The sequence below is a fragment of the Cryobacterium sp. SO1 genome (assembly GCF_004210215.2).
In the GTDB taxonomy this organism is placed as follows: domain Bacteria; phylum Actinomycetota; class Actinomycetes; order Actinomycetales; family Microbacteriaceae; genus Cryobacterium.
In genome coordinates this window covers 2,516,013-2,539,160 of record NZ_CP067394.1, presented here as the reverse complement: position 1 = coordinate 2,539,160, position 23,148 = coordinate 2,516,013, and the positions used below count along the sequence as shown (strand labels likewise).

Below are 23,148 nucleotides of genomic sequence, written 5' to 3'. Positions count from 1 at the left end.
AGGACATCCCGGTAGGAGGAACTGATGGTCATGAGTGCGTGGCCGATTCTCGCCGGGATTTGTGTGGTGTTCGTCATTCTCGGTGTGTGGGCGATCGCTCAGATCTTCCCCGTGAATAGCCGAGGGACTGACACACCGCCGGAGGACGCAGTCCACCCAACCGAACCCCAGAAAAGAGAAAGTCCATGAACGGGCACAACCACGGCGGCAAGTCTCATCTCATCGGCATGATCGTGATCGGTGTCGTCATCCTCGGCGGACTGCTCGTGGCCGGAAGATCGATCGGCGAGGCGCTTCCGATCGCAGCGGTTCTGGCATGCCCCGTGATGATGATCGGAATGATGTTCATGATGATGCGCAGCGGCAAGGCCACGGGCAGCGACACCTCAAACGACTCCCACGTTCACGCCGCCACCGACGAAACCGCAAAGACCACGACCCAGGCTTGACCCTCGGGCGTTTGCCCCGTACCCCGTACCCCGCGGCACGGCGGTGAGTCCGTGCACTGTTGAAGGAGCAATACATGGAGCAGGTCCTGCTCTCCACCACAATCCTCGCCTCGTTTTTAGGCGGCATCGTCGCCCTACTGGCCCCCTGTTGTGTGTCGGTCATGCTGCCGGCGTTTTTCGCATCCAGCTTTCGCCGTCGTGGCCAAATTCTGGGCATGACATTGGTTTTCGCTGCCGGTGTCGGCACGATTATCCTGCCCATTGCGTTGGGGGCCGCGATCGTGAGCCGTGCCCTGGGGCAGTACCACTTCTGGATCTTCAGTGTGGTGGGAATTGCCATGGTCGTCGTTGGTGTCGCGACGCTGGTGGGTTGGAAGTTGATGCTGCCGATGCCGTCGGGGAAGAGTTCAGGGTAAGGCATCGGCTCCGTGTACGGCTTGGGCGTGTTTTCTGGCGCGGCGAGTGCGTGTTGTGCACCTGTGCTGGCCGGAGTCGCCGCGATGTCTGGGGCAGCGTCGTCCATCTCTACCGCCGCACTGGTGGGTATTGCCTACGTCTTCGGCATGGTCGCCCCGCTCTGCGTCCTTGCGCTGGTGTGGGACCGGAAGGACTGGAGTAACAGCCGTCTGCTGACGGCGCGCACTGTCGCCCTGTGGCCCGGTGGACGTCGTCTGCCGCTGTCGAGCCTGTTGTCCGGTGGCTTGATGCTCGGGATGGGTATCGTCACCATGATCATCGCGGTTCGCGGCATCGGAATGGCTCCCGACGGCTGGCAGGTGCGTGTCACCGCCTGGCTGAATCACGCAGCTGTGGTTATTCAGCAGTCCGTCGGTTTCGTCCCCGGCTGGCTCTCGGCCCTCGTCGTCTTTGCCGCCCTGGCCACCCTGGTGTGGAAGGCGCTGCGAGCCCGACGCCCACAGGCCGGTCACACCGCTTCGGCGACAGAGCCAGATACGTCAGAGCAGGTTTCAGCCGGTGCGACCACTCCGGCCTGTCACGACAATGCAAAGGAACTACAGTAATGGCATCACGCAACAAGAAGTCGGCTGCAGCGATACGGCCGCTGAGGAAGAACACCAACCGCCTTGCCGTGCTGAGCGGTGCCGGCGTGGTCGTGGCCATTTTCGGCGCGTTCTTCCTTGTTCTCGCGCAGCAGCCCTCCGCGCCCGCCCAGACGGCCCAGTCTGCTCCTCTGGGCAGGAGCGCCGATGCGGCCGACTACGCAGTGGGATCTCCGGGAGTGGGAGAGATGGCCCCGGGATTCGCGATGGAGTCCACCACGGGGGACACCGTGGAACTGAGTGACTACTCGGGCGAATCGGTGCTCTTGTACTTCCATGAGGGACTGGGCTGCCAGCCGTGCTGGGACCAAATGCGTGACCTGGATGCCGCATCCGACCAGCTGGCCGCCGCCGGAGTCGACGATGTGCTCACGATCACCAGTGGACCGGTGGACCTGATCGCGCAGAAAATGGACGACGACAAACTTGCCTCCGTCGCGCTGGCGGACACGAAGATGGACGTCATCAAGGAGTACGGTGCGAACGACTACGGCATGATGGGCGACTCTCGCGCCGGACACAGCTTCCTCCTCGTCGGGCCTGACGGCACGATTCAGTGGCGCGCCGATTACGGTGGCGCACCGGATTACACAATGTACGTGTCCATGACCGACCTGCTCGCCGACCTGAAGGCTGCCGGGGTGAGCGGATCATGATGATCACCGTCCTGACCCAGGAATCATGCCCATCCTGCGTGAACGCCAAGAACACCCTGGCGCAGCTCAGCGACGAGTACCCCCTGGACATCGTGGAAATTCCATTGGCATCAGCCGAAGGGCGTGAGCTTGCCAACCGCGTCGGCATCGTTTTCGCCCCGGGCATCTTGATCGACGGCGAGCTGTTCAGCTACGGCCGCCTGTCCGAAAAGAAATTGCGGCGCCACCTCTCCTTGCTGGAGTGGCCCGCCATCCGCGTGCCCGCGAGCCAGAACTAACGGAAGCAAAAATGGTCACTCATTTCAACCGACGCACCTTTCTCGGCGTGACCCTGGCGGCCACAGCCACAGCGGTCCTTGCGTCCTGCACGACGGAAACCGGCGCACGAGCTGAGGCCGACCGGATTCTCTCGACCGATCCCTTGGTCGCCCAGTACGAGGCCCGCCGTGTCGCCAACGGTGCCACAGTGACCCAAAAACTCATCGCCGGCACCTTCGACACCATGGTCGCCGGCACCGCGCTCACCACGTGGGGATACAACGGAACAGTCAATGGGCCTCTAATCCGCGCCACAACGGGCGACCTCCTGGCGGTGCCGGTGACGAACACCCTGGCAGAGCCGACGAGCATCCATTGGCACGGCCTCGCCTTGCGAAACGATGCAGACGGCGTCCCAGGCGTCACCCAGAAGGCCATTGCTCCAGGCGTCAACTACGGATACCAATTCCTACTCCACCAACCCGGAACCTACTGGTACCACTCCCACGTGGACATGCAGCGAGAACGCGCCTTGTCGGGCGCGCTCGTTATCGACGATCCCAATGAACCGATGGCTTACGACCAGGAATGGGTCATCCTCCTCGACGACTGGCTCGACGGTCTCCCGGGCACCCCCAACGACGCTCTCAAGGTTCTAGCCGATGGGTCGGGGATGAGCGGGATGGATTCGGGCATGAGCGGAATGGGGTCGACTTTCACCAGCCCGTACTTGGGCGGTGACGCGGGCGACGTGCCATTCCCCGTCCATCTGTTCAACGGCCAGGCTCCGCAAACGGCCGAAGTGTTCGACAGTCGACCCGGCAATCGGATCCGCTTGCGCATCATCAACGCGGCGGGGGACACCGCCTACAGGGTGGGCATCCCCGGGCAGAAGTTGACTCTGACCCACACCGACGGCTTTCCTGTCCAGCATCAGGAGGTGGACGCCGTTGTCCTCGGAATGGGCGAACGCATCGACGCGCTCGTCACCGTCGTCGACGGCTACACCCCGGTTCTGGCTCTCCCCGAAGGCAAGGACGGAAGCGCCTATGGACTCATCCGCACGGGTTCTGGCACCCCACCCTCACCGGATCGAATGCCGTCCACCCTGACGGGTGACGTCACCGACGGCGGTCAGTTGCGAGCCGATGAATCCGTCCGCCTCCAATCCCGCACGCCGACACGTCGACACGAGATGCGGCTCACCGGAGGCATGCACTCCTACGACTGGAGCATCAACGGGCGAACCTTCAACATGGACGACCCCTACGCCGGCGCCTTCGATATCAGCCTCAACGAGCGAGTGCAGATCACGGTGACCAACGACACGATGATGTGGCATCCGATGCACCTGCACGGGCACACTTTTCAGATCGCGGGCAACGGAGCACGCAAAGACACCGTCATCGTCCGGCCCGGGAGAACTGTCACCATCGAATTCGACGCTGACAATCCCGGCCAGTGGCTGGTCCACTGCCACAATGCGTACCACGCTGCTCGCGGCATGATCGGGCTGGTCTCTTACGTGCGGTGACGCGGGACGAGCAGCGGGCTCAACTGCCCGCCCTCAGCCCTCATCGCGGCCCAACTTCGGCTGCCCGTCCGGGTTGCTCAGGAGCGCGCGTTGCACAGTTACAGTGTCGACGCCAAGAGTGGTCGCGATTGTGTCGATCGTGGCGCCCCTCTCACGCATATCGATAGCCACAGCAGTACGCTCTTTGGTCATCGCTGTGGGGCGTACGCCGTCGCGACCATGCGCCCGAGCCGGTGCGGGGCCATCGCGCCTGTGTACTTGGATCGACTCAGTACGCAGCTGAGCGAACACGGAGATGATGTCGAAAAGGGCCCGGCCTGAGGGGCCGGTCGTGTCGATCGCCGGTTCCGCCAACGAACGAAGTCCGATGCCGCGCTCGCCGAGCTCATGAAGTAGCGCAATCAAACGATCGTCACGACCCAAGCGATCCAACTGGCTCAGCTGGCAAACCAACAGGAGGTCACCTGCCCGCAAGTAGTCCAGGCAGGCAGAAAACTGCGGCAGCGACGCCTTATTCCTCGACTCGCCGTGGTCCACAAACACGCGCTCGGCGCCGGCCGCGGTCAACGCGATTTCTCGCTCGTCGACTTTCTTCTTGCGCGTTGCAACACGCGCATAGCCGATGACGGTCATCCCAGCCTTCCTCGCTCAGGGGCGCTGGGGGTCGATGCATCGGATGGCACGCGGACATCTTCAGCCGGGATCCCAGTGCTGCCCTGCCGAATCGGCAGCTTGGGGTCGGTCTCGGCCTCGGGGTGGCGCCGCGACTGCACGATGATCAATAGGATCCCTCCTATGGCGACGAGAGTGGCGATTAGCATGTTGATCTTAAACCCGCCGAGTTCGAACTCGGTGGGATCGAGTCGAAAGGACTCGAACCAGGTGCGGCCCATCCCGTAGATGACTAGGTAGAGACCCAGTGCGCGTCCCCACCGGAGGTTGAGTTGCCGCTCGGCAAGCAGGATGAGGATCACCCCGAGAAGATTCCACAGGATCTCGTAGAGAAACAGTGGATGAAAGAGCGTGCCCGCGGGTAGGCCAGTGGGAAATGCGGGTTGGGTTGCATCTATCTGCAGTCCCCAGGGGAGAGCCGTCGGAATGCCGAAGAGTTCCTGGTTGAAGTAGTTCCCGAGCCGTCCGAACGCTTGGGCCAACAGCATCCCCGGTGCAAGGGCGTCGGCGAAGGACAGGAAGCGCAGTCCTGCCCGGCGGCAGGCGATGTACGCACCGAGGCTGCCGAACAGGATGGCGCCGAAGATGGCCAGGCCGCCTTCCCACACGTACAGCGTCTTCCAGAGGTCAGCGCCGGGGAAGAAGTAGTCGGTGGGGTGGGTGACGACGTGATAAAGCCGGCCGCCGATGATGCCGAACGGCACAGCCCAGAGGGCGATGTCGAGCACCGTGTCGGGCGCCCCGCCGCGTGCCGTGAGTCGCCGGGACGTGAGGATTACGGCGACGGCGATCCCGGCAAGGATGAAGAGGGCATAGAAGTGGATCTGGAATGGTCCCAGTTGGATGGAGCTGATATCGGGGCTGGGGATGCTGGCTGGAACGTTCATGGGCTCGGTGTCGTTTCTTGGATTCTCGGGGTGTGTGAGCGGTGTGTCATAGAGTGGCGGCGTAGCTGAGGACTGATGTCCACGTGGCACCGAAGTCAGGGGAAGCGCTGATCCCGCGAGGGTCGGCGACCAGGATCCAGGGGGAGCTGCCGCCGACGGCGCTGAGGGCTTCGGGTGCACCCTGAGCCTCGCCCGTCTGCGTCCAGAGGCCGGATTCTTCCTGTCGCCACAGCGCACCGGCAGGGTCGACGCCAACAAGCTCGCCGCCGGCGCTTTCATCCAAGATGTCCACAGGCAGCAGGACGGGCGCGTCGGAAACGGCGCGGAAGGTGCGGCCACCGTCTGAAGTTTCGATGAGTCCGTCCGCCGTTGTTGCGATGGCCCGATCGGGATCGGAGGGGTCTGCTGTCAGGTCCCGGATCGGGGCGGTCGCCCCCGTGGTCCAGGTGGATCCGCTGTCGTCGCTGACCAACAGGGCGCCTTGCTGCGGGTCATACCCGTATACGCGGAGTTCGCCGGTGGGCGGGGTCACGGTGTCGAGGTCGTGAAAGTCCGTCTGTCCGCCCAGTGATAACGTGTCCCACGTTTGTGCTTGGTCGTTGCTGGACACCAGCCCGAGGTTCGGTGCCCGGGAGGCAGATTGTTCTGTGGGGTCCGGGTGGCCCGACATGAAGAGCATCCCGGCGGGGGAGACTGTGAACCCCATGGCATCTGGGGCGCGGCCACCGATCTGGGTCAACTCTGTGTCAGCGGGCCGGGCCGGGCCGGTGAGATAGGTATCGGGCAAACCCCCGTCGGGATCAACCACACGCCGTGATGGGTTGCCGCGTAGGTGTTTCCGGTTACAGGGTCGGCACCAAGACCGTGAACATGCTCGAATGCAGTCGTCGGGTTTGACGGATCTGATGGATCTTCCGCCGTCGAGTAGCCGGCCAGGGCAACGGCTGCTCCCATAGCGATCAGCATCGGGCCGGCCAACTGGGACTGACGCCGCCTAGCCAAGGGTGATGCCTCGTGCGCTCATGAACGGCTCCGGATCGATGCGGGCGCCATCGACTCGAGTTTCAAAGTGCAGGTGGCAGCCGGAGGATGCCCCGGTGGTCCCGACCAACGAAATGGTCTCCCCGGCGGACACCTGCTGGCCGTTGCTGATCAGGATCTCGCTGTTATGGGCGTACCCGGTCTGGACACCATTGCCGTGATCGATGAGCACCCAGTTGCCATAGCTGCCGAGGTACCCGGAGTAGATGACGGTGCCTCCCGTTGCGGCCTTGACCGGAACGCCGCACCCGGCGGCGAGGTCTGTGCCGTAGTGGAACGCGCCCACTCCGGCGACGGGTTTGTTGGGACGCGGACCGAAGTTGTCGCTGATCCACCCGGACACGGGAAGTGCCCAGCCCTGTCCGCTGAGTTGGCCGGAGTCGGAGCCTGACCCGCTCGACCCTCCCGAACCGCCCGTAGATGCCTTCGCTGCTGCCGCGGCGGCGGCTGCTGCAGCCTCGGCAACCCGTCGGGCTTCCTCTCCTGTGGCAAAGTCGACTTCAGTGGCAGCGCGGCCGTCGGTCAGCACGGCAAGTTGGGCTTGCATAATGCCCGCGTTTGTTTGCTGCTCGGCGAGAGTGACTTCCACTGCGGCGCTAGCGGCAATGGCCTTGGTCAGGGCCGTCTCGGCCTCCTTGGCCAAGGAGCCGAGCTTTTGTTGTGCCACTTTCGCCTGGTCGGTCAGGGCGGTTGCGGAATTTCGGTCGGATGCGGCCTGATCGTAGACCGCGGCGGAACGCTCCGTGAGTTTGCTCATGGAGCCCAGCTGATACAGCAAAGCGTCAGTTTCGTCTCCCGCGAGGAGGATGGCCATAGAAAGGTCGGCGCCCCCGCTGCGGGCGAGCCCTGCCGCGAGCCGGCCGGCTTGTTCGCTGGAGAGTGCGGCTTGCGCGCCGGCATCGTCAGCCTGGGCTTGCAGAGCTGTGGCACGGTAGGTGGCCTCGTCGAAGGCGCCCTGGGCGTGTTCGAATTCGGCGCCGCGGCGTGTGGACTCTTCTTGTGCGGCGGCGACGTCGGCTGTCAGGCCAGAAATGAGGGTGTTGAGTGTGCTGATTTGATCTTGTTTGGACGCTTCGTTCGCTCGCGCGTTTTCAACATCGGACCAGGACGGATACTCGGCTGCTACTGCCGGTTGGGCAGCCCAGCCCGCACCTGACACCAAAGTCAGGACCACGGCCGCGGTCCAGAGTGCGTTCAGGTTTCGGCGCGGCGTGCGACGTTGATCACGCTGAGGGCTCGTCATCGTGTGCTCACATTTTTTGTTAGCCAGGCGTACGGGTCAATGGGCGTGATGCCATCGAGGAGAATCTCGAAGTGAAGGTGTGGCCCGGTGCTTTGGCCGGTATTGCCGACATTCCCCACCAGCTGGCCGACGAGGACGGGGTCGCCGACGGCAAGTGCCAGGGTGCCTTCCGTCATGTGGGCGTACAGGCTACTGACCAGACGCCCATCGATCATGTGGTCGATGATCGCGTACACACCCAGGCCGCTTTTGTCGGTGCTGGAGACTTCTCGTACGACGCCGTCCGCTACCGCCTGAATTGGAGTATTCACGCCCGGGTTCATATCGATGCCCTTGTGGAAGCTGGAGCATCCATCGCACGGGGGAATCCGAGGGCCGAAGTCAGTGGTGATGGGTACTCCGACAAGGAAGGGCCACTGAATTGCAGAGCCGAGATAATTCACGTAGGTATTTGCGGTCTGGGAGTAGACGCCCGGGAGCGAGTCCTCAGTCCGCAGCGTCTCCTGGATGGCTTGGGACGTGTACGTGTCCTGGGCGACAGCGATGGTTCCGTTTCCCGACGCCGTCAAGCTTTGTACTTCCATATCGGATCGCTCAGTGGGCGCCGCGAGGGTCTGCGCGTAAGGGTTCACGACGAGTGCTGGGACCGACACGCTGATCGCGAGGAGGGCAGCGAACGCAAGAGCGGCCGCGGAAGACAGCTGTTTACGAGGGGTAACTTTCATGCGGCGGGCCGGTTGACGGGTCGCGGGGAGTGGTCGTTGTGCTCGGAGGCGGCGGTGCGGGTGCTTTTCGGCCAGACGCAGTTCTTTGCGGGAAAGATCGGGTGATGCGGTCATGAAGAGGTGGTCCTTGCGATCACAATGGCGCGCTCCATCGGGGCCTTAGGGAGGCAAGGAGATGGTTTCCGAGTTGGGCACGCCGCGGAGCGGGGCCGCGATGCGCGGCCCCGCTCCTGGTGGAGGAGTTCTACAGTGTGGCGAGGATGTCGTTCATGACATCAATCTCAGCCGTCTGGCTCTCTACGATGTTCGTGGCCATGTCAGCCGCGTCCGGGTATTGTCCCTCGTCGATCTCGGTCTGCGCCATGGCGATGGCGCCCTGGTGATGAACGATCATCTGTTCGAGGAAAAGCTTCCCGGCGTCCTCTGAGGACGCGGACTTGAGGGCGTTCATGTCGTCATCGGACATCATGCCGTCCGTGCCGTGATCCATGTCAGACATATCCATCTCGCTGGAGCTGGTGTCATCCATGCCCCAGGCTGTCAGCCACGATTCGAGCTGCTGGATTTCGGGCTCCTGGGCGTCTTTGATCTCGGTGGCCAGATCCATGATGCGTTGGTCGATGCCGTCTTTCGCAAGGAGGTCATCGCTCATCTCAACGGCCTGTTCGTGATGGGGGATCATCATCTGGGCGAACTCGACGTCCGCGTCGGCGAAATCGACCGAGGAGGCGGAGGAATCGGGGGAGCTGGGGGCGGCAGATGAACCGGTATCGGTAGTTCCGCCGGCGCAGGCGCTGAGAGTGAGTGCTGTCGCGATGGCCGCGGCAGTAAGGAGGTAGGTACGTGGCTTGGGCATTGTCAATCCATTCAGAGTCAGGCGTAAGAAACCGGTTCGCCATACGGCGTCGTGAAGGCAGGCGTCAAGTGACGCGAAGGCCAATGCCGGTTTTAGGTGCGACTGATGGAAAGCACGATCAAGCTGGGCCGGAAAAGATGAAGCGCAGGGCCCTGGAAATCTGCGACGATCCGCCCGCCAGCGTCGAGGAGGCGCCGATACGTTGCCGGGTAGCGCGCGAGCACGATCAGCGCGGCCAGGACGAGTAGCAGGGCGCAGGTCATCGCCCATACTGCACAGACGAGCATGCAGTCCGCGCAGCCGTGGAGTCCGACTTCGGCATGCGCACTGAGTGGAATGACCGCCGCCACAGCTCCGGCGGTTGTGAGAACCCCAGCTTCTACGGCGGTAGGTAGTGCGGTTTCATGGGCGGCAGCGTCGGCAGTATGTGAGATTGAGCCGTGACTACCGATCATGGAGTGCATGGCTAGCAGGCTCAATAGCATGGCTGCCAACACCAGAGCGGCCGTGAACGCGATGGAGTAAACGGGCTTTCGGCGACGACCAGCAGCAGCAATACTCTGCGAGTTCATGTCACCTCCAGTCGACCGAAAAATAGATACCCGGCTACCGTATCGGCACTTGACAAAGTTCAGCTGTGAACGTGAGCAGCCTGCTAATTGATCCCCACTGGCTGAGCGCTGGGCTGGGGCGTGACGGGAGTCGCAGTGGCAACGGTCAGTCCTCGGAAGCCGCGCAGTCGGAGGCTGTTGCTGACCACGAAGACCGACGAGAGCGCCATGGCGGCGCCGGCGATCAACGGATTGAGCAGGCCCAGCATGGCAAGAGGGATCGCGGCCACGTTGTATGCGAAAGCCCAGAAGAGGTTGGCTTTGATGGTGGCTAGGGTGCGCCGAGAAAGCCGGATGGCGTCGGCGGCAGCGACAAGGTCGCTGCGGATCAAGGTCAGATCGCTGGCCTCGATGGCGACGTCGGTGCCGGTGCCCATCGCGATGCCCAGGTCCGCGGTAGCCAACGCCACTGCGTCGTTCACTCCGTCGCCGACCATGGCTACTACGCGCCCTTCCTGCTGGAGCGCCCGGATGACTTCGGCTTTCTCAGCAGGGAGGACACCAGCGCGAACATCAGCGATGCCGAGTTCTGTGCCGACGACGCGCGCCACGGTCTCGTTGTCACCAGTCAAGAGCACGGGTCGCAAACCCAGGCGACGAAATTCCCCGATTGCGGCGGCGCTGGAGTCCTTGACGACGTCGGATACCGCCAGGATGCCTTGCGCCTGCCCGTCCCACGCGACGGCAACGACTGTCTGGCCCTGCTTCTCGCAGGCGGACAGTGCGAACTGGAGGTCGGCGGGAAGCTCGATAGACCAATGCTCGCTGAGCCAGCTGGGGCGTCCCACCAGAACAATGCGTCCGTCAATGACGGCCTGCACACCGAGCCCGGCTGTGGACGAGAACGACTCCGGTTCGGGGAGCGAGACAACGCGTGCTTGTGCGCCCGTCACGATCGACCTGGCGATCGGGTGTTCTGATCCCGACTCGGCGGCTCCGGCGAAAGCGAGGAGTTCCTCTTCGGTGACGTTTCGATTCGGGTGGACCGCGACGAGGGTCATCTGCCCGGTGGTGACGGTGCCGGTCTTGTCGAGAACGATGGTGTCGACTCGCCGCGTCGACTCGAGAATTTGCGGTCCCTTGATGAGGATGCCGAGTTGCGCGCCCCGACCGGTTCCAACAAGTAGAGCCGTTGGCGTGGCCAACCCGAGGGCACAAGGGCAGGCGATGATCAGTGTCGCCACCGCTGCCGTGAATGCCACCACGGGGCCGGCTCCGATCAAAAGCCATACAACGAGGGTGCCAAGGGCGAGGGCGATCACGATGGGCACGAAAATGGCGGATACTCGATCAGCGAGTCGTTGCACCTCCGCTTTGCCGGTCTGGGCCTGTTCGACCAAGCGACCCAACTGGGCCAGCTGGGTATCGGAGCCGATACGCGTTGCCTGGATGACGAGGCGGCCACCGGAGTTCAAGGTGGCGCCGACCACGGCATCGCCCGGGCCGACCTCGACGGGAACGGACTCTCCGGTGAGCATGCTCGCATCGACCGCCGAGTTGCCCTCGACGACGGTGCCGTCTGTGGCGATTTCCTCGCCGGGCCGCACCACGAAATGGTCACCGACGATCAAAGAAGATGTGGGCACAGTTGTTTCGACGCCGCCACGCAGCAGTGTCGCGTCTTTCGCGCCCAGTTCGAGCAAGGCACGGAGGGCTGCGCCCGATTGCTTCTTCGCCCGCGCCTCGAAGTATCGACCGGCCAGGATGAAGACGGTGACAGCCGACGCGACTTCGAGGTAGATTTCGTGCGCGGCGCCGCCGGGTTCTGTCGTGAGGCTGAGGCTCATCGTCATTCCGGTCATTCCCGCGGTGCCGAAGAACAGGGCGTAAAGCGACCACCCGAGTGCCGCGAGCACTCCCATGCTGATCAAAGTGTCCATGGTCGCTGCGCCGTGCCGCAGGTTGACCCAAGCGGCCCGGTGGAATGGCCAGGCACCCCAGATCGCTACGGGGCCGGCGAGTGTAAGGGCAAGCCACTGCCAGTTGGAGAACTGGAGGGGGGCGATCATGGACAGGGCCACGACGGGTGCTGCCAACACCGCGGAGATCACGAGTCGCTGGCGAAGACTTTCAACTTCTTTGTCGGCCTCGGTGGGCAATACCGTCCCGTCGGGCGTGGGCCTCTCGGAGCGGGGGAGAACGGCCGTGTATCCGCTTGCCTCAATGGTGGCGATCGCATCCTCAACGGACGTCCCGTCTGGAATGAACACGCTCGCCTTCTCCGTCGCGTAGTTGACGGTGGCCTCGACGCCCGTCATCCGATTCAGTTTCTTTTCGATCCGCGCTGCACACGAAGTGCAGGTCATTCCGCCGACGACAAGATCGACCTGTATGCCACTCATGGGGTCTGGCGGATCAGTTCGTAGCCCGCTTCAGCAATGGCGGCGGCAATTGCCGCTGGATCGACAGGACTGCTGCTGGACACGGTGACCAGGGAGAGGCCGCCGGGTGCGAGGTCGACGCTGACGCTGTCAGTACCCGCTACTCGGCCTAGTTCGGTGGTCACGCTCGCGACACAGTGAGAGCAGGTCATCCCGGCAACCTGGACCGTGCTCGAAAAGCCCGAGCGCGCCGTTTTGGGTGAAGCGTTATCGCCGTCTGGATGTGAGACATGAGCGCACGCACAAGATGAGTCCGTGAGGCCGAGGTCGTTTTCTTTACCGGTAAGCATGATCAGAATTTCCCTTCGTCGCTGACGGTCAATTCCGTCACGTTTACCCCTGGGGGCACATCGAACTATACCCCCTTGGGGTATCAGGTTCGCCCGATCGCCTCGAAGTTTCATTTCGAAAACGTGGAACCGACCGGCTCGCGGGCCCCTGTTGACTGATACCCCGGTGGGCATCCCGGCTATGTCGCATGACGGGCACGAACGAGCTGCGACCCACGACGGGCAGGCCACACGGACAGCTCGGGACACGATGGGTCACGGTGGAGCTCACGCGGGCATGTTGATGGATGCCATGCGCCGAGGTGTTGCCAGAGGGAAAGGCAGAGAAGATCGCCGCGCTCCAACAGGCGGCGAGACGAGTTGCCGTGGTGGGGGGTGGGTCATCGGGTACAACGTGATCGCCCTCCCATGCGGCACGGACGACGCAACCAGCGGTGAGCGAAGCCCACTAGTCAGGCTTTTGACAAAGATTGACTGGGGATATTGGCTGCAGCCGCTCATTGCAGCGGTCCGGGATGAACCCGGAGGGACAATGAGACCATGATGTCAACGACCTTCAGGCCACAGACCACTGCGGAGCCGCGTCCGCGAGTCTTGGTGGTCGACGACGAGGTACCGCTGCTCGAGTTGGTGGCCGGCTACTTGGAGCGAGATGGATTCGACGTTGAGACGGCGGCCGACGGCCAGTCCGCCGTGACGAAGGCACGCGATTGGGCCCCCGCCATCATCGTTCTCGACCTGGGCCTGCCGGGGATGGATGGCATTGAGGTTTGTCGTACCGTTCGCACCTTCACTGATTGCTACATCATCATGCTGACCGCGCGGGTCGAGGAGATCGACAAACTCGTTGGCCTCTCTGTAGGAGCAGACGACTACCTGACCAAACCCTTCAGCCCGCGAGAGCTTGTGGCTCGAGTGCGCGCTATGCTCCGCCGACCGCGCCCCAGCGAACAGGCCGCCGCACTCGGCACACCGCCTCTTGTCTTTGGCTCCCTTCACATCGACGTCGCCGGCCGCGAAGTCCACCGAAGCGGTGAGCCGGTAGACCTCACCCGCACCGAGTTCGAGGTGCTGGTGGCGTTGGCCGGCCAACCTCGCATTGTCTTCTCTCGGCAGCAACTCATTGAGGCCGTATGGGGTGACGGTTGGATGAGCGATCCGCATCTTGTGGATGTGCATATCGGGCATGTGCGGCGCAAGATCGGTGAGGATCCGTCGTCACCGGTCTTCATCCGGACAGTGCGCGGAGTTGGCTACCAGATGGGCGTCGGAGCGTGAGCAGAACACGCACTCGGGTCCCTGGCCCTAGGGACCTCAGCGCTCGCCTGCTCGGCGCCATCCTCGTCGTTGTACTCGTCGGAGTCGCAACTGCTTGGGTCGTCGTCGCAGGGATCGGCCCGGCCATATTCCACGTTCACATGATGGGCATGGGCGGTTCTGATGCTGACTCAACGGTGCATGCCGAGGAGGCATTCCGGACGGCATCCATGCTTTCCCTGGCCGTCGCCCTTTTTGCTGCTCTGGCAGCGTCAGTCGGGGTGAGCCTGTTCCTCTCCCGCCGGATCACGCGATCCCTGGCACCCGTCACTGAAGCGGCTGGCCGGGTGGCGGACGGAGACTACACGGCGCGTATCCCCGCTGTGGGCCTGGGCAGTGAGTTCGACGACCTCACGTCGGCCTTCAACTCGATGGCCACCGATCTGGGCCGGATCGAAGTGACCAGAACGAGGATGCTGGGCGACCTGGCGCACGAAATGCGTACCCCGATCACCACCATCGGCGCCTACCTTGAGGCCATCGCCGATGGCGTTCAGGAAGCGGATCCGGCAACCCTCACGATGCTGGGGGACCAGGTCACCCGTCTGGCACGGCTGAGCGAGGACGTCGCCATCGTGACGACTGCAGAGGAAGGCCGACTCACTATGCACCGACGACGCCTGCCCGTTGCCCAGGTAGTCGCGGACGCAGTAGCCCAGGCGACGGCGCAATACGCTGCCCAGAACGTCACGCTGACGGTCACCATGTCTGGAGAAGCCCGCGACGCTGCTGTCAGCGGGGACAGCGATCGCATCGGTCAGGTCCTGACGAATCTCCTCGACAACGCGGTTCGGCACACCCCGTCCGGGCGCGAGGTGGTGATTTCCGCAACGGTAGTGGACGGCAGAGCGGTGATAGCCGTGTCCGACGAGGGCGATGGGATTCCTGCCGATCACATTTCGCATGTCTTTGAGCGTTTCTACCGAGTGGACGCAAGCCGGGACCGCGCTCACGGCGGGTCGGGGGTAGGCCTGGCGATTGCCAAGTCCATCACCGAGGCCCACGGCGGAAGCATCCGAGCCGAGAGTGAGGGTGTCGGCCGTGGCGCGACCTTCACCGTTGAGTTCCCGTTGCTCCGCCAGTAAAGAGAATGACACCGGGGTTTCCCGGTGTGCGAGTGTCTCACTCGTTGTAGACGAACACGCATCGTCACGTGTCGTTATGCAGACGTAGGGCTATCCATAGGCCGCATCGTCGACAGACGAAGCCAACTCCTCCAGCCAAGGCGTGCACTTGGTGACACGGCAGAGTCCTGCCGCAGCAGGAACAAACTGCGGTCGAGTCAAACGCCACGAGAAGCGATTGCCTTCATGAGTTGCTCTGTCGTAGGGAGCCCGGCGAGTCCTGAGGGCGTGAAATAGATCCGGCAGGCAAGATCCGTTGTGCGACCGTTTGTAGCAAATAGGTCATCCCCGTCAAGTGTGATCGTCGGCGAGCCGGCGAACGATACTTCCGCTGCCTCGTCGGGCGTCCGAAGGAGCCGGTAGCTGATCGGCGTCCGTGAGTTTCCGACCATGGCAAGCGCATCTTCAAGTCGGCGGCCAACCTCAACCCAATTCGGGCAGTCATCTATGTATAGGACTTCGATCTTCATGTACCAATCATCCTCCCGAAGTAGCGGTCGAGCGGCGGCCGGGTGCACCGATCCTCGCTGGCAGTTGGCGATGGTCTGGGGATAGTCCGCATTCTCGAACTATGGAGGCGCACGGGCACCCGAACGAAAGGTATGTAAGAATCTGCGTATCGATGCAGATAATCCTATGTGCGGTCGTGACCCGGCGAGCCCGTGCGTGGAGCTCGCGGTCGAAATATTCTCGATGCTCGCCGATGCCACTCGGATATGGATCGTCCTTGCGCTGCGCGACGGAGAGCTGCCCGTTAACCGATCGGCCGACATCGTCGACAAGACTCCGGCCGCCGTGTCGCAGCACCTCGCGAAGCTCAGGCTGGCCCGGATCGTTTCGACCTGGCGGTGTTCGAGCTGTGTTGCTGTCCGCGGTGCTCTTAGGTGCCGTACGCCGTTGGCTATGCTGCTCCTCGACGAGGACGTTAGCCCGTGGCTACTCGCAGGGCTCCTGTACTGTGGATCGCCCAGAACGTAACGCTGACCGTCGCAATGACTGGATACGCCCGCGACGCTGCTGTCAGCGGGACAGCGATCGCATCGGTCAGGTCCTGAAAATCTCCCTCGACAACGCAGGTCGACACACCCCGTCCGGGCGCGAGGTGGTGATCTCCGCAGCGGCAGTTGATGAGCGATCTCCGACGAGGTCGATGGGACTCCGGCCGACCGCATTTCGCATACCTTTGAGCGTTTCTACGGAGTGGACGCCAGCGGGGACCGCGCCCACGGCGGCTCGGGAGTAGGCCTGGCGATCGCCAAGTCCAGCACCGAGGCCCACGGCGGAAGCATTCGAGCAGAGAGCGCCGATGCCGGTCAATGCGCAACCTTTACCGTTGAGCTTCCCTTATCCGCCATCAACGCTGAGGTTTGGTGCACGGCGATTGCAAGACGTAAAGTTCTAATGTATAAGTCTGCGTTTGGATGCAGATAGGCCCGTATGCGGACTTGCAAACACGGTAGCCGTACGAACTTGCGTGCGCGCCCGACCGGCAGGGACGGATGGTGCTCACCGCCGGCCAGGGAATCTGAACTGGCTTTGTGAGAAGCTAGATCTGCATGTAATTGGGCGCTGAGCCTGACCACTGATCAACCACGGTCGGGTTGAGATTGGGCGGTGTGCGAATGAATGGATAGCAAATATCGACAACCAACGCGGAAGGTCTGTGCTGCTCACCCGTACGCAGCTGGCGGACACGGGCACGGTGCCCCGACCTGGCGCGAGGATTCCCGGAGGCAAGCGCCCCGGGGTGAAAGGCTTGCTCGTCGGTCTCGCCCTGGTCGGTCTTCTTGTAGCACTTCGCATGTCGGCCCCTCAGTCCCTGACAGCAGGCATGACGGACTCCGCCAAAGACTTCGCAACGCTCGGGATCAGCGTGCTCATCGAGTCGCTGCCGTTCGTATTCCTGGGCATCTTCCTCTCCGTCGTGGTCCAGGTTTGGCTTCCCGAAGGGTTCCTCCTTCGCCATTTGCCTAAACGAGGGGTCTTGCGACGGATCGCAGTTTCACTGATTGGCATTCTTGTGCCGGTTTGCGAATGCGGAAACGTACCGCTCACGCGCGGCCTCATTATGAAGGGTCTGACTGTCGCTGAGGCAATGACGTTCCTTCTTGCCGCACCGATTCTCAACCCGATCACGATCATTACGACGTATCAGGCCTTCGGTTGGGACAACGGCATACTCGTGAGCCGTATCGCCGGCGGGTTCCTGATTGCTAACCTCGTCGGCTGGATTTACAGTCGGCACCCCCGCCCGAATGCTCTACTCACGCCTCAATTCGAGGCTGCCTGCACCGCTCAAAACGGCCATCACGACGACGGCGGCCGACTGAAGCGCAGCGTGCGACTATTCACCAGAGAGACCAGCGCGATGATGCCGGCATTGTTCATCGGATGTGCCATCGCAGGCATAATTCAGGTGGGGATACCCCGGGACGTGTTGGTCACACTGGGTACGAATCCTGTCTGGTCCGTTCTGGCGCTGATGACTTTAGCTTTTGTGGTATCCATCTGTTCCAACGTCGACGCATTTTTCGTGTTGTCGTTCGGAGCCACCTTCCTACCCGGCGCAATCGTTGCTTTTCTGGTCTTCGGTCCCATGATTGACATCAAGATGCTCGCCCTGATGCGCACCACATTCACGGCAAGAACCCTGATCCAAATCACTTGCGTGGTGGCCCTCTGTGCGGCAGTGCTGGGTCTGGCGGTGAACTATGTCGCTTAGCCGCCTGATCGCGCGATGGCAGGGAGCGGTACTGAGCTTGATCGGAATCGTGGCGACGGTGTGGCTCGGTGTGACCGGCCAGCTAGGCCTCTACATTCACCCGCGCTACTTCGCTTTTGCGATCATTATGGCGGTGGTGGCCGCAGCGGTCGTAATCGTCTCATTCGCACTGTCTGCAGACGACGAGCATGCACTGCACGACCACGAAACCGAATCAGGACCGAAACGTTTGTGGGGAGCCGCGAGCGTCATCGTCATCATGGCCTCCGCGACAGCCTTGCTGATTCTCCCACCCGCCACTTTGACGACAACCACCCTCGAGCAGCGTGACCTGAACGGGTCGGCCGCCGCTTTGACCGAAGAAGCCTCAATCGAGTTGACAGGAGGGGATGCGTCAAAGTTTTCGGTGAAGGAATGGGCTTCGCTACTGCGGCAAGGCGCCGGGCCGGAGTTCTACGCCGGAAAAAAAGCGAGACTTACAGGATTCGTGACGCCCGATAAAGATGATCCGGAAAACGTGTTCTACGTGGCACGGTTTGTTGTGACCCACTGCGTGGTCGATGCCCAACCGGTCGGAGTGCCGGTATATCGGCCCGGGTGGCAGAACGAGTTCGCGCGGGACAGTTGGGTGGACGCATCGGGCGGCTTCGCCGTCAATCCAAGCGTCGCCAGCAGCGAGGGGATAGTGCTCATTCCTGAAGGTGTCGCCGCCGTCAAACAACCCCAACAGCCTTATGTCTACTGATACGTCGTCTGGGTCCATTCGAACCGGACGGAAATTCACCCGGCTCCTACTCGGCACGGTCGTGGTCCTCGCCCTGCTGGCCAGCACGTTGGCACTTTTGAACACCACCCGGGGACCCGGGCTGCAATCGGCTGCCATTAACCTCAAAAGCGTTATCGCCCTCCCGGGGCAACGACTACTGCTGACCGCGGATCAACCGATAGCCAGCATCGACCAGGATCACATCACAGTAACCCCCGACGTGCCGGTATCTGTCGCCGTAGACGGCACCGCCGCAACCGTCACCTTTGAAGAAACCCTCAAATACAACACCGAGTACCGAGTTCGAATCGACCCGGTCATTGGTTTGTTCCAAGGCGCCCGGTCGTCGATTGAGTACGACTTCACCACCGCTGACGTGGAACTTTTCACATTGCATCGCGACTTGCGAACCGGCAGCGATGGACACAAGCGACCTGACGAGATCCGGCGAGACACACTTTCTGCTAACGGTGAAGGTGGAGTCGTGTTCAACGCAGATCGGATACAGGAATTCGCGGTGCTGCCAAGCCACCTCGCCGTGGTGACCCTCGATCAGGATGATACGAATCACCTGACGCTATTTTCTCTCGCCGACGACACAGAGCTGGAGCTCACGCTGCCGTCTAACGCAGTCGTCAAAGATCTCTTGACATCCGGCACAACAAACCTGTTCGGCTTCACGCTCGCGGGCGCACCGATCGACGGGGACGACGATCCGGCGGACATCCTCTACACCTACGACGCGAGCGGTCAGTCGGCGGTACCGCAACCCGTTCTCGGGATCGACCAGCAGCCCTTGACGGTTTCGGACTACCTTTTCGTTCCCAACACGACATCGCTTGTTGCTCAGGGCCCTGACGAGGTCATGTATTTGATCGACGTTACTGCTGGCGGTGACATCGTTCCGCTCGGCCAGCATGTAGAGATGCGAGGCCTCATTCCGGGAACGAACTCCCTCGTGGTTGCCGACCCCACCCAGGGCTCAACGATCGATCTCAGCAACGGCAGGGTGACGCCACTGGACCTACCCGTCAATGATGAAACTGGAGACGCCATACCCGCGAAACTCGAACTTCTAGACCGTGATGGGCAGTACGTTCGTCTCTATCAGGCATGGGGCACCGATGGAGAAGTTCGGCCGTTCTTGGCCCTTACCGGCCGCACTGGCAGCTCTTTTGTCTATGAGCCTGCATCAAAGAACACTGAGATCCGCGACTTCTGCGTGTCTCCCAACAGGCAATATGTGGCCGTGGAAACCGTCTCCGAAGAGGGTGAAAGCGACCAATACCCCACGCTGCCAGCGTCCACAGGAACCATGACGACCTTCGTCGATCTCGCTACCGGTGCCAGCGTCCGGAGCATCAACGGGTTCCTGCCGCACTGGTGCAACTGAAACACGCCCAGGGCCTTGCTGAGCCACTGGCCTAGTCAACCCAGCGATGTAGGACATTCGGACGTCAGAGGGGGGTTTTCGCGAATTCGTCGGCCTTACGATTTGGGTGAGATGGCCGCCGAGATTCTCCCGCGGATTTGGTGGCCATGTCGATCTCGGTGCCGCGAGCTCGAGCGAGAGCCTTCTTCGTGCGTATCTCGTCCATGGTGAGTCGGCGACGCGCCTCGATGACTGCCGGGTCCGAGCGGCTCTTATGGAGCCGTTCGCCGGGTTTCAGTCCATTCGGTTATGGATAGAACCGGGTGTCGGTTGTGATGATGCCCCTCACCAGCGCCACGACACGGTCTGCATCAGCGAGCACGGCTGGGTCATGCGAGACGCAGACCACAGCGACTCCACGTTCGGCCTCGGACCGCATGATCTCTCGAATCCGCTGGGCGCTGGCGCTGTCCAGTCCCGAGGTCGGCTCGTCCAGAAGCAGTAGTTCGGCGGCACGTGCGAGCCCCTGTGCAAGCAGCGTCCGCTGCCTCTGTCCGCCGGAGAGCGCCGCGAAAGGTTCGGCCGCGAGCCGGGTGATCTCAAGCATCTCCATCGCGTCGGTGATAGCGACCCGGGACTCAGTGCCGAGGGAGCGCCAGCGGCCGGCCGTCCCCCATGCTCCAACAACGACAACGTCCCGGACGGTGAGGGGTAGGCGGTCAGAGACGGCGGTGCGCTGAGGGACGAACGCCACGGCGGAGGTGGCGGAGCGTGTGCCGGAGGACGGCTCTCGTGTGCCCGCGACGACCTCTAAAAGTGTGGATTTCCCGGCTCCGTTTGGTCCGGTAACGATCGTCAGCGAACTGGGTAGCACGTCGAGGTCCACTCCGGCCAGCGCCCTCCGGCCGCCGAAGTCGACGCACACGCCGCGAAGGCTCGCTCGAGGTGCTGAGGGGTGAATGGTCGACATCATTCGACCAATACTACTTTGTTGATAACTATTCTCATTATCAAGTAGGGTCGGGTACCGTGCCTACTCCTATTCACGGATTCTTCGAGCCGTTCGCGCTCGACTTCCTCCAGCGTGCCCTCCTCGGTGGGGCGTTGGTCGCGATCCTCTGTGGAGTCGTGGGCACCTGGGTGGTGATCCGCGGCATGGCGTTCCTCGGTGAGGCCCTCGCTCACGGGATGCTGCCTGGTGTCGCCCTCGCGACTGTTCTCGGGGTGCCGGTGCTGGTTGGTGGAGCGCTCAGTGCCGTCACGATGAGCCTCGGGATCGCGGTACTCCAGCGTCGCGGGAGGCTGTCGTACGACACGAGCATCGGCATGCTTTTCGTGTCAATGCTGGCGCTGGGCGTCATCATCATCTCCCACTCGGGAAGCTTCGCCACCGACGCGACGTCGATCCTGTTCGGCGATATCCTCGCTATCGCGCCCATCGACATCACGCTCCTTGCGATTGCGGCGGCAGCAGGGCTCGCGGTCGCGGCCGCGTTCCACCGGCCGCTCGTCGCGCTCGCGCTGGACCCGAGGATCGCCGCCGTTCTCGGCCTCGGCCCGCGCTCGGCTCAGGCGGCGCTCGTCGGACTGGTCACCTTGGCGGTCGTCGCCTCCTATCAGGCCGTCGGGTCGCTGCTGGTGGTGGGACTGTTGCTTGCTCCAGCAGTCGCCGCCGGGCATTGGACCAACCGCATCCCCACCCGCATGCTACTTGCCGCGGTTCTCGGCGTGCTCTCCGTGTTTGTCGGCTTGCTGATCTCCTGGCATGCGGCGACGGCAGCCGGGGCATCGGTCGCGGCAACCGCCATCGCCGTCTCCGGCTTGTCGTTTATGACACGCGCGGCATTCACGGCGCTACGACCACGCAGATTCTTGTCGGCCATACCCGCGTAACAGCTGCCGCACACGCGGGGCTATCGAAAGTTTGTCTTGCCATACCTCGCTCCATTCGAAAGGAACACGTGCGCCATCGCATCACGACCTCCGCTTTTCTTCTCGGCGCCCTCGCGTTCGGTGTGACCGCCTGCTCCACCGAGCTGGGCGAGGCGCCCGCGGACAAGGAGGCCGGGGCGGACCACGGAGCGATCGCGAATGCTGCAGAGCTAGCTGAGCCGCGCCTGGGGCTTACATCGATCGACCCGACAGGTGCCGTCTCCCATCTCGACCTCCTCGATGAGAGCGTCACCGATATCGGCACCGTTGGCGAACCAGAGGCGATGACGACGGACGGCCGCTACCTGTTCGCACAGACGGCCGACGGTATCGAAATCATCGACAGTGGCGTATGGACCTGGGACCATGTCGACCACTTCCACTACTACCGCGCCGAACCGCGGCTGATCGGCTTCGTTCGGGGACAAGGCGAGACGACCGTTGCCACGACCAACCTGTCGACCGCAGGCGGCACCGGGTTGTTCTTCCCCGATTCCGGCGAGGCCGTACTGCTTGACACTGAGGCGCTCTCCAAGGGCGAAATCTCGGAGAAGTTCCGTATCAGCACCGAGCCTGGGGCCGGGATGGTTGTACCCGTCGGATCGTTCGCGCTCGTCACCGAGGGTACCGGGTCCTCGGCTTCTGTCGTCGGGTACACCGCCGAGGGGGAGCGCACCGGCCTCGTCGAACGGTGCCCTGACGCGGCCGGCACGATCACTACCCGGGTCGGCGCCGTCATCGGCTGCGGTGACGGGGCCCTGCTCGCCTCCGTTCAAGACGGTGAGGTCGCTGTCGAACGGATCCCGTATCCCGCTGATGCAACCGCTCCCGCCGCGACTTCCTTCGACAATCGCGAGGGCCGCCCCACCGTCGCCGGCCTCGCCGGCGACGAGGGCATCTGGCTGCTCGACACTCGCGAGCAGTCGTGGGTACTCTTGCCTGCTCCCGCACCCTTGGTGGAAGCGACGGCGGTCGATGACGACGACGAGCATGTGCTCGCTCTCACCGAGGACGGCCGCGTACTCGTGCTCGACGGCGGCGGGTCGGTCATCGCCGAGACACCCCCCCTCGTGGCGGCATCCATTGCCGCAGGTCACCTTCCTGTCCTCATTGCCGACCAACAGCGCGCCTACCTCAGCGCACCTGTGGAGCGGCAGCTGCACGAAATCGACTACGCCGACGGCGCCCGCATCGCGCGCACCTTCACCACGTCCACCGAGCCCGCCTTGACCGCAGAAACGGGGCGCTGAC

General features: G+C 62.9%; 25 protein-coding genes and 1 pseudogene. 15 read left to right on the top strand and 11 right to left on the bottom strand.

Going from position 1 to position 23,148, the window contains the following annotated elements:
* The first annotated feature begins 185 nt into the window (after positions 1-185).
* From BJQ95_RS11995 to BJQ95_RS11970, 6 genes are all read left to right on the top strand, one after another.
* On the top strand, positions 186-449 hold the full coding sequence (locus BJQ95_RS11995) for a hypothetical protein (RefSeq protein ID WP_130179005.1): 264 nt from the start codon (positions 186-188) through the stop codon (positions 447-449).
* Positions 450-523: 74 nt separating this feature from the next.
* Positions 524-865, top strand: coding sequence for a hypothetical protein (locus BJQ95_RS11990; protein WP_130179006.1), 342 nt, complete (start codon positions 524-526; stop codon positions 863-865).
* A 123-nt stretch (positions 866-988) separates the two neighbouring features.
* Positions 989-1,471, top strand: coding sequence for a hypothetical protein (locus tag BJQ95_RS11985; RefSeq protein WP_130179007.1), 483 nt, complete (start codon positions 989-991; stop codon positions 1,469-1,471).
* Positions 1,471-2,166, top strand: a complete 696-nt coding sequence (locus BJQ95_RS11980) for a peroxiredoxin family protein (protein WP_130179008.1) — start codon at positions 1,471-1,473, stop codon at positions 2,164-2,166. The genes BJQ95_RS11985 and BJQ95_RS11980 overlap by 1 nt, the downstream gene beginning before the upstream one ends.
* Positions 2,163-2,444, top strand: coding sequence for a thioredoxin family protein (locus BJQ95_RS11975; protein WP_130179009.1), 282 nt, complete (start codon positions 2,163-2,165; stop codon positions 2,442-2,444). Before BJQ95_RS11980 ends, BJQ95_RS11975 begins: the two co-directional genes overlap by 4 nt.
* Entirely contained in the window at positions 2,408-3,958 is a 1,551-nt protein-coding gene (locus BJQ95_RS11970) for a multicopper oxidase family protein (RefSeq protein WP_256041368.1), read from the top strand. The genes BJQ95_RS11975 and BJQ95_RS11970 overlap by 37 nt, the downstream gene beginning before the upstream one ends.
* Positions 3,959-3,991: 33 nt before the next feature.
* Here the strand turns inward: BJQ95_RS11970 and BJQ95_RS11965 are convergent, their stop codons facing one another.
* The 9 genes from BJQ95_RS11965 to BJQ95_RS19555 all read right to left on the bottom strand — a co-directional run bounded on the left by BJQ95_RS11965 (position 3,992) and on the right by BJQ95_RS19555 (position 12,499).
* Positions 3,992-4,591 carry a recombinase family protein gene (locus BJQ95_RS11965; RefSeq protein WP_130179011.1) on the bottom strand — a complete coding sequence of 200 codons (600 nt, stop codon included), beginning with the start codon at positions 4,589-4,591 and terminating at the stop codon, positions 3,992-3,994.
* Positions 4,588-5,517, bottom strand: a complete 930-nt coding sequence (lgt, locus tag BJQ95_RS11960) for a prolipoprotein diacylglyceryl transferase (protein ID WP_130179012.1) — start codon at positions 5,515-5,517, stop codon at positions 4,588-4,590. Before lgt ends, BJQ95_RS11965 begins: the two co-directional genes overlap by 4 nt.
* Before the next feature lie 46 nt (positions 5,518-5,563).
* Positions 5,564-6,223, bottom strand: coding sequence for a hypothetical protein (locus tag BJQ95_RS11955; RefSeq protein WP_130179013.1), 660 nt, complete (start codon positions 6,221-6,223; stop codon positions 5,564-5,566).
* 288 nt (positions 6,224-6,511) lie between these two features.
* Positions 6,512-7,801, bottom strand: a complete 1,290-nt coding sequence (locus tag BJQ95_RS11950; protein ID WP_130179014.1) for a M23 family metallopeptidase — start codon at positions 7,799-7,801, stop codon at positions 6,512-6,514.
* A complete protein-coding gene (locus BJQ95_RS11945) occupies positions 7,798-8,640 on the bottom strand; it encodes a M23 family metallopeptidase (RefSeq protein WP_130179015.1) in 843 nt (280 codons plus the stop codon). Before BJQ95_RS11945 ends, BJQ95_RS11950 begins: the two co-directional genes overlap by 4 nt.
* Positions 8,641-8,770: 130 nt before the next feature.
* Positions 8,771-9,382, bottom strand: coding sequence for a DUF305 domain-containing protein (locus BJQ95_RS11940; protein WP_130179016.1), 612 nt, complete (start codon positions 9,380-9,382; stop codon positions 8,771-8,773).
* Between the two features lie 92 nt (positions 9,383-9,474).
* Positions 9,475-9,954: a hypothetical protein gene (locus BJQ95_RS11935; RefSeq protein ID WP_130179017.1), complete on the bottom strand. Its 480-nt coding sequence runs from the start codon at positions 9,952-9,954 to the stop codon at positions 9,475-9,477.
* A gap of 83 nt (positions 9,955-10,037) precedes the next feature.
* Entirely contained in the window at positions 10,038-12,335 is a 2,298-nt protein-coding gene (locus BJQ95_RS11930; RefSeq protein ID WP_130179018.1) for a cation-translocating P-type ATPase, read from the bottom strand.
* Entirely contained in the window at positions 12,332-12,499 is a 168-nt protein-coding gene (locus BJQ95_RS19555) for a heavy metal transporter (RefSeq protein ID WP_240694909.1), read from the bottom strand. The genes BJQ95_RS11930 and BJQ95_RS19555 overlap by 4 nt, the downstream gene beginning before the upstream one ends.
* Before the next feature lie 705 nt (positions 12,500-13,204).
* On the opposite strand from BJQ95_RS19555, the gene BJQ95_RS11920 reads away from it, so the two are divergent.
* Complete coding sequence (locus BJQ95_RS11920) at positions 13,205-13,942, top strand: response regulator transcription factor (RefSeq protein ID WP_130179020.1); 738 nt, start codon at positions 13,205-13,207, stop codon at positions 13,940-13,942.
* A gap of 140 nt (positions 13,943-14,082) precedes the next feature.
* Positions 14,083-15,066 (top strand): HAMP domain-containing sensor histidine kinase, encoded by a 984-nt coding sequence (locus BJQ95_RS11915; RefSeq protein ID WP_130179021.1) that lies wholly within the window; start codon positions 14,083-14,085, stop codon positions 15,064-15,066.
* A 197-nt stretch (positions 15,067-15,263) separates the two neighbouring features.
* Here BJQ95_RS11915 and BJQ95_RS11910 read toward each other — a convergent pair whose 3' ends face one another.
* Positions 15,264-15,575: a thioredoxin family protein gene (locus BJQ95_RS11910; RefSeq protein WP_130179022.1), complete on the bottom strand. Its 312-nt coding sequence runs from the start codon at positions 15,573-15,575 to the stop codon at positions 15,264-15,266.
* Positions 15,576-15,741: 166 nt separating this feature from the next.
* Here BJQ95_RS11910 and BJQ95_RS11905 point away from each other — a divergent pair.
* The 5 genes and pseudogenes from BJQ95_RS11905 to BJQ95_RS11890 all read left to right on the top strand — a co-directional run.
* Positions 15,742-15,948 (top strand): annotated as a pseudogene (locus tag BJQ95_RS11905) (ArsR/SmtB family transcription factor); the annotation flags it as partial.
* 291 nt (positions 15,949-16,239) lie between these two features.
* Positions 16,240-16,536: an ATP-binding protein gene (locus BJQ95_RS19550; protein WP_130179131.1), complete on the top strand. Its 297-nt coding sequence runs from the start codon at positions 16,240-16,242 to the stop codon at positions 16,534-16,536.
* Positions 16,537-16,768: 232 nt separating this feature from the next.
* Positions 16,769-17,827, top strand: a complete 1,059-nt coding sequence (locus tag BJQ95_RS11900; RefSeq protein ID WP_370688334.1) for a permease — start codon at positions 16,769-16,771, stop codon at positions 17,825-17,827.
* A gap of 37 nt (positions 17,828-17,864) precedes the next feature.
* On the top strand, positions 17,865-18,572 hold the full coding sequence (locus BJQ95_RS11895; protein ID WP_240694910.1) for a TIGR03943 family protein: 708 nt from the start codon (positions 17,865-17,867) through the stop codon (positions 18,570-18,572).
* A 61-nt stretch (positions 18,573-18,633) separates the two neighbouring features.
* Positions 18,634-19,986 carry a hypothetical protein gene (locus BJQ95_RS11890; protein ID WP_130179025.1) on the top strand — a complete coding sequence of 451 codons (1,353 nt, stop codon included), beginning with the start codon at positions 18,634-18,636 and terminating at the stop codon, positions 19,984-19,986.
* A 286-nt stretch (positions 19,987-20,272) separates the two neighbouring features.
* Here BJQ95_RS11890 and aztA read toward each other — a convergent pair whose 3' ends face one another.
* Entirely contained in the window at positions 20,273-20,890 is a 618-nt protein-coding gene (gene aztA / locus BJQ95_RS11885) for a zinc ABC transporter ATP-binding protein AztA (protein WP_240694911.1), read from the bottom strand.
* A gap of 104 nt (positions 20,891-20,994) precedes the next feature.
* On the opposite strand from aztA, the gene aztB reads away from it, so the two are divergent.
* Both aztB and BJQ95_RS11875 read left to right on the top strand, forming a co-directional pair.
* Positions 20,995-21,858, top strand: coding sequence for a zinc ABC transporter permease AztB (gene aztB / locus BJQ95_RS11880; RefSeq protein WP_240694912.1), 864 nt, complete (start codon positions 20,995-20,997; stop codon positions 21,856-21,858).
* 68 nt (positions 21,859-21,926) lie between these two features.
* Entirely contained in the window at positions 21,927-23,147 is a 1,221-nt protein-coding gene (locus tag BJQ95_RS11875) for an ABC transporter (RefSeq protein ID WP_130179026.1), read from the top strand.
* Position 23,148 lies beyond the last annotated feature (1 nt).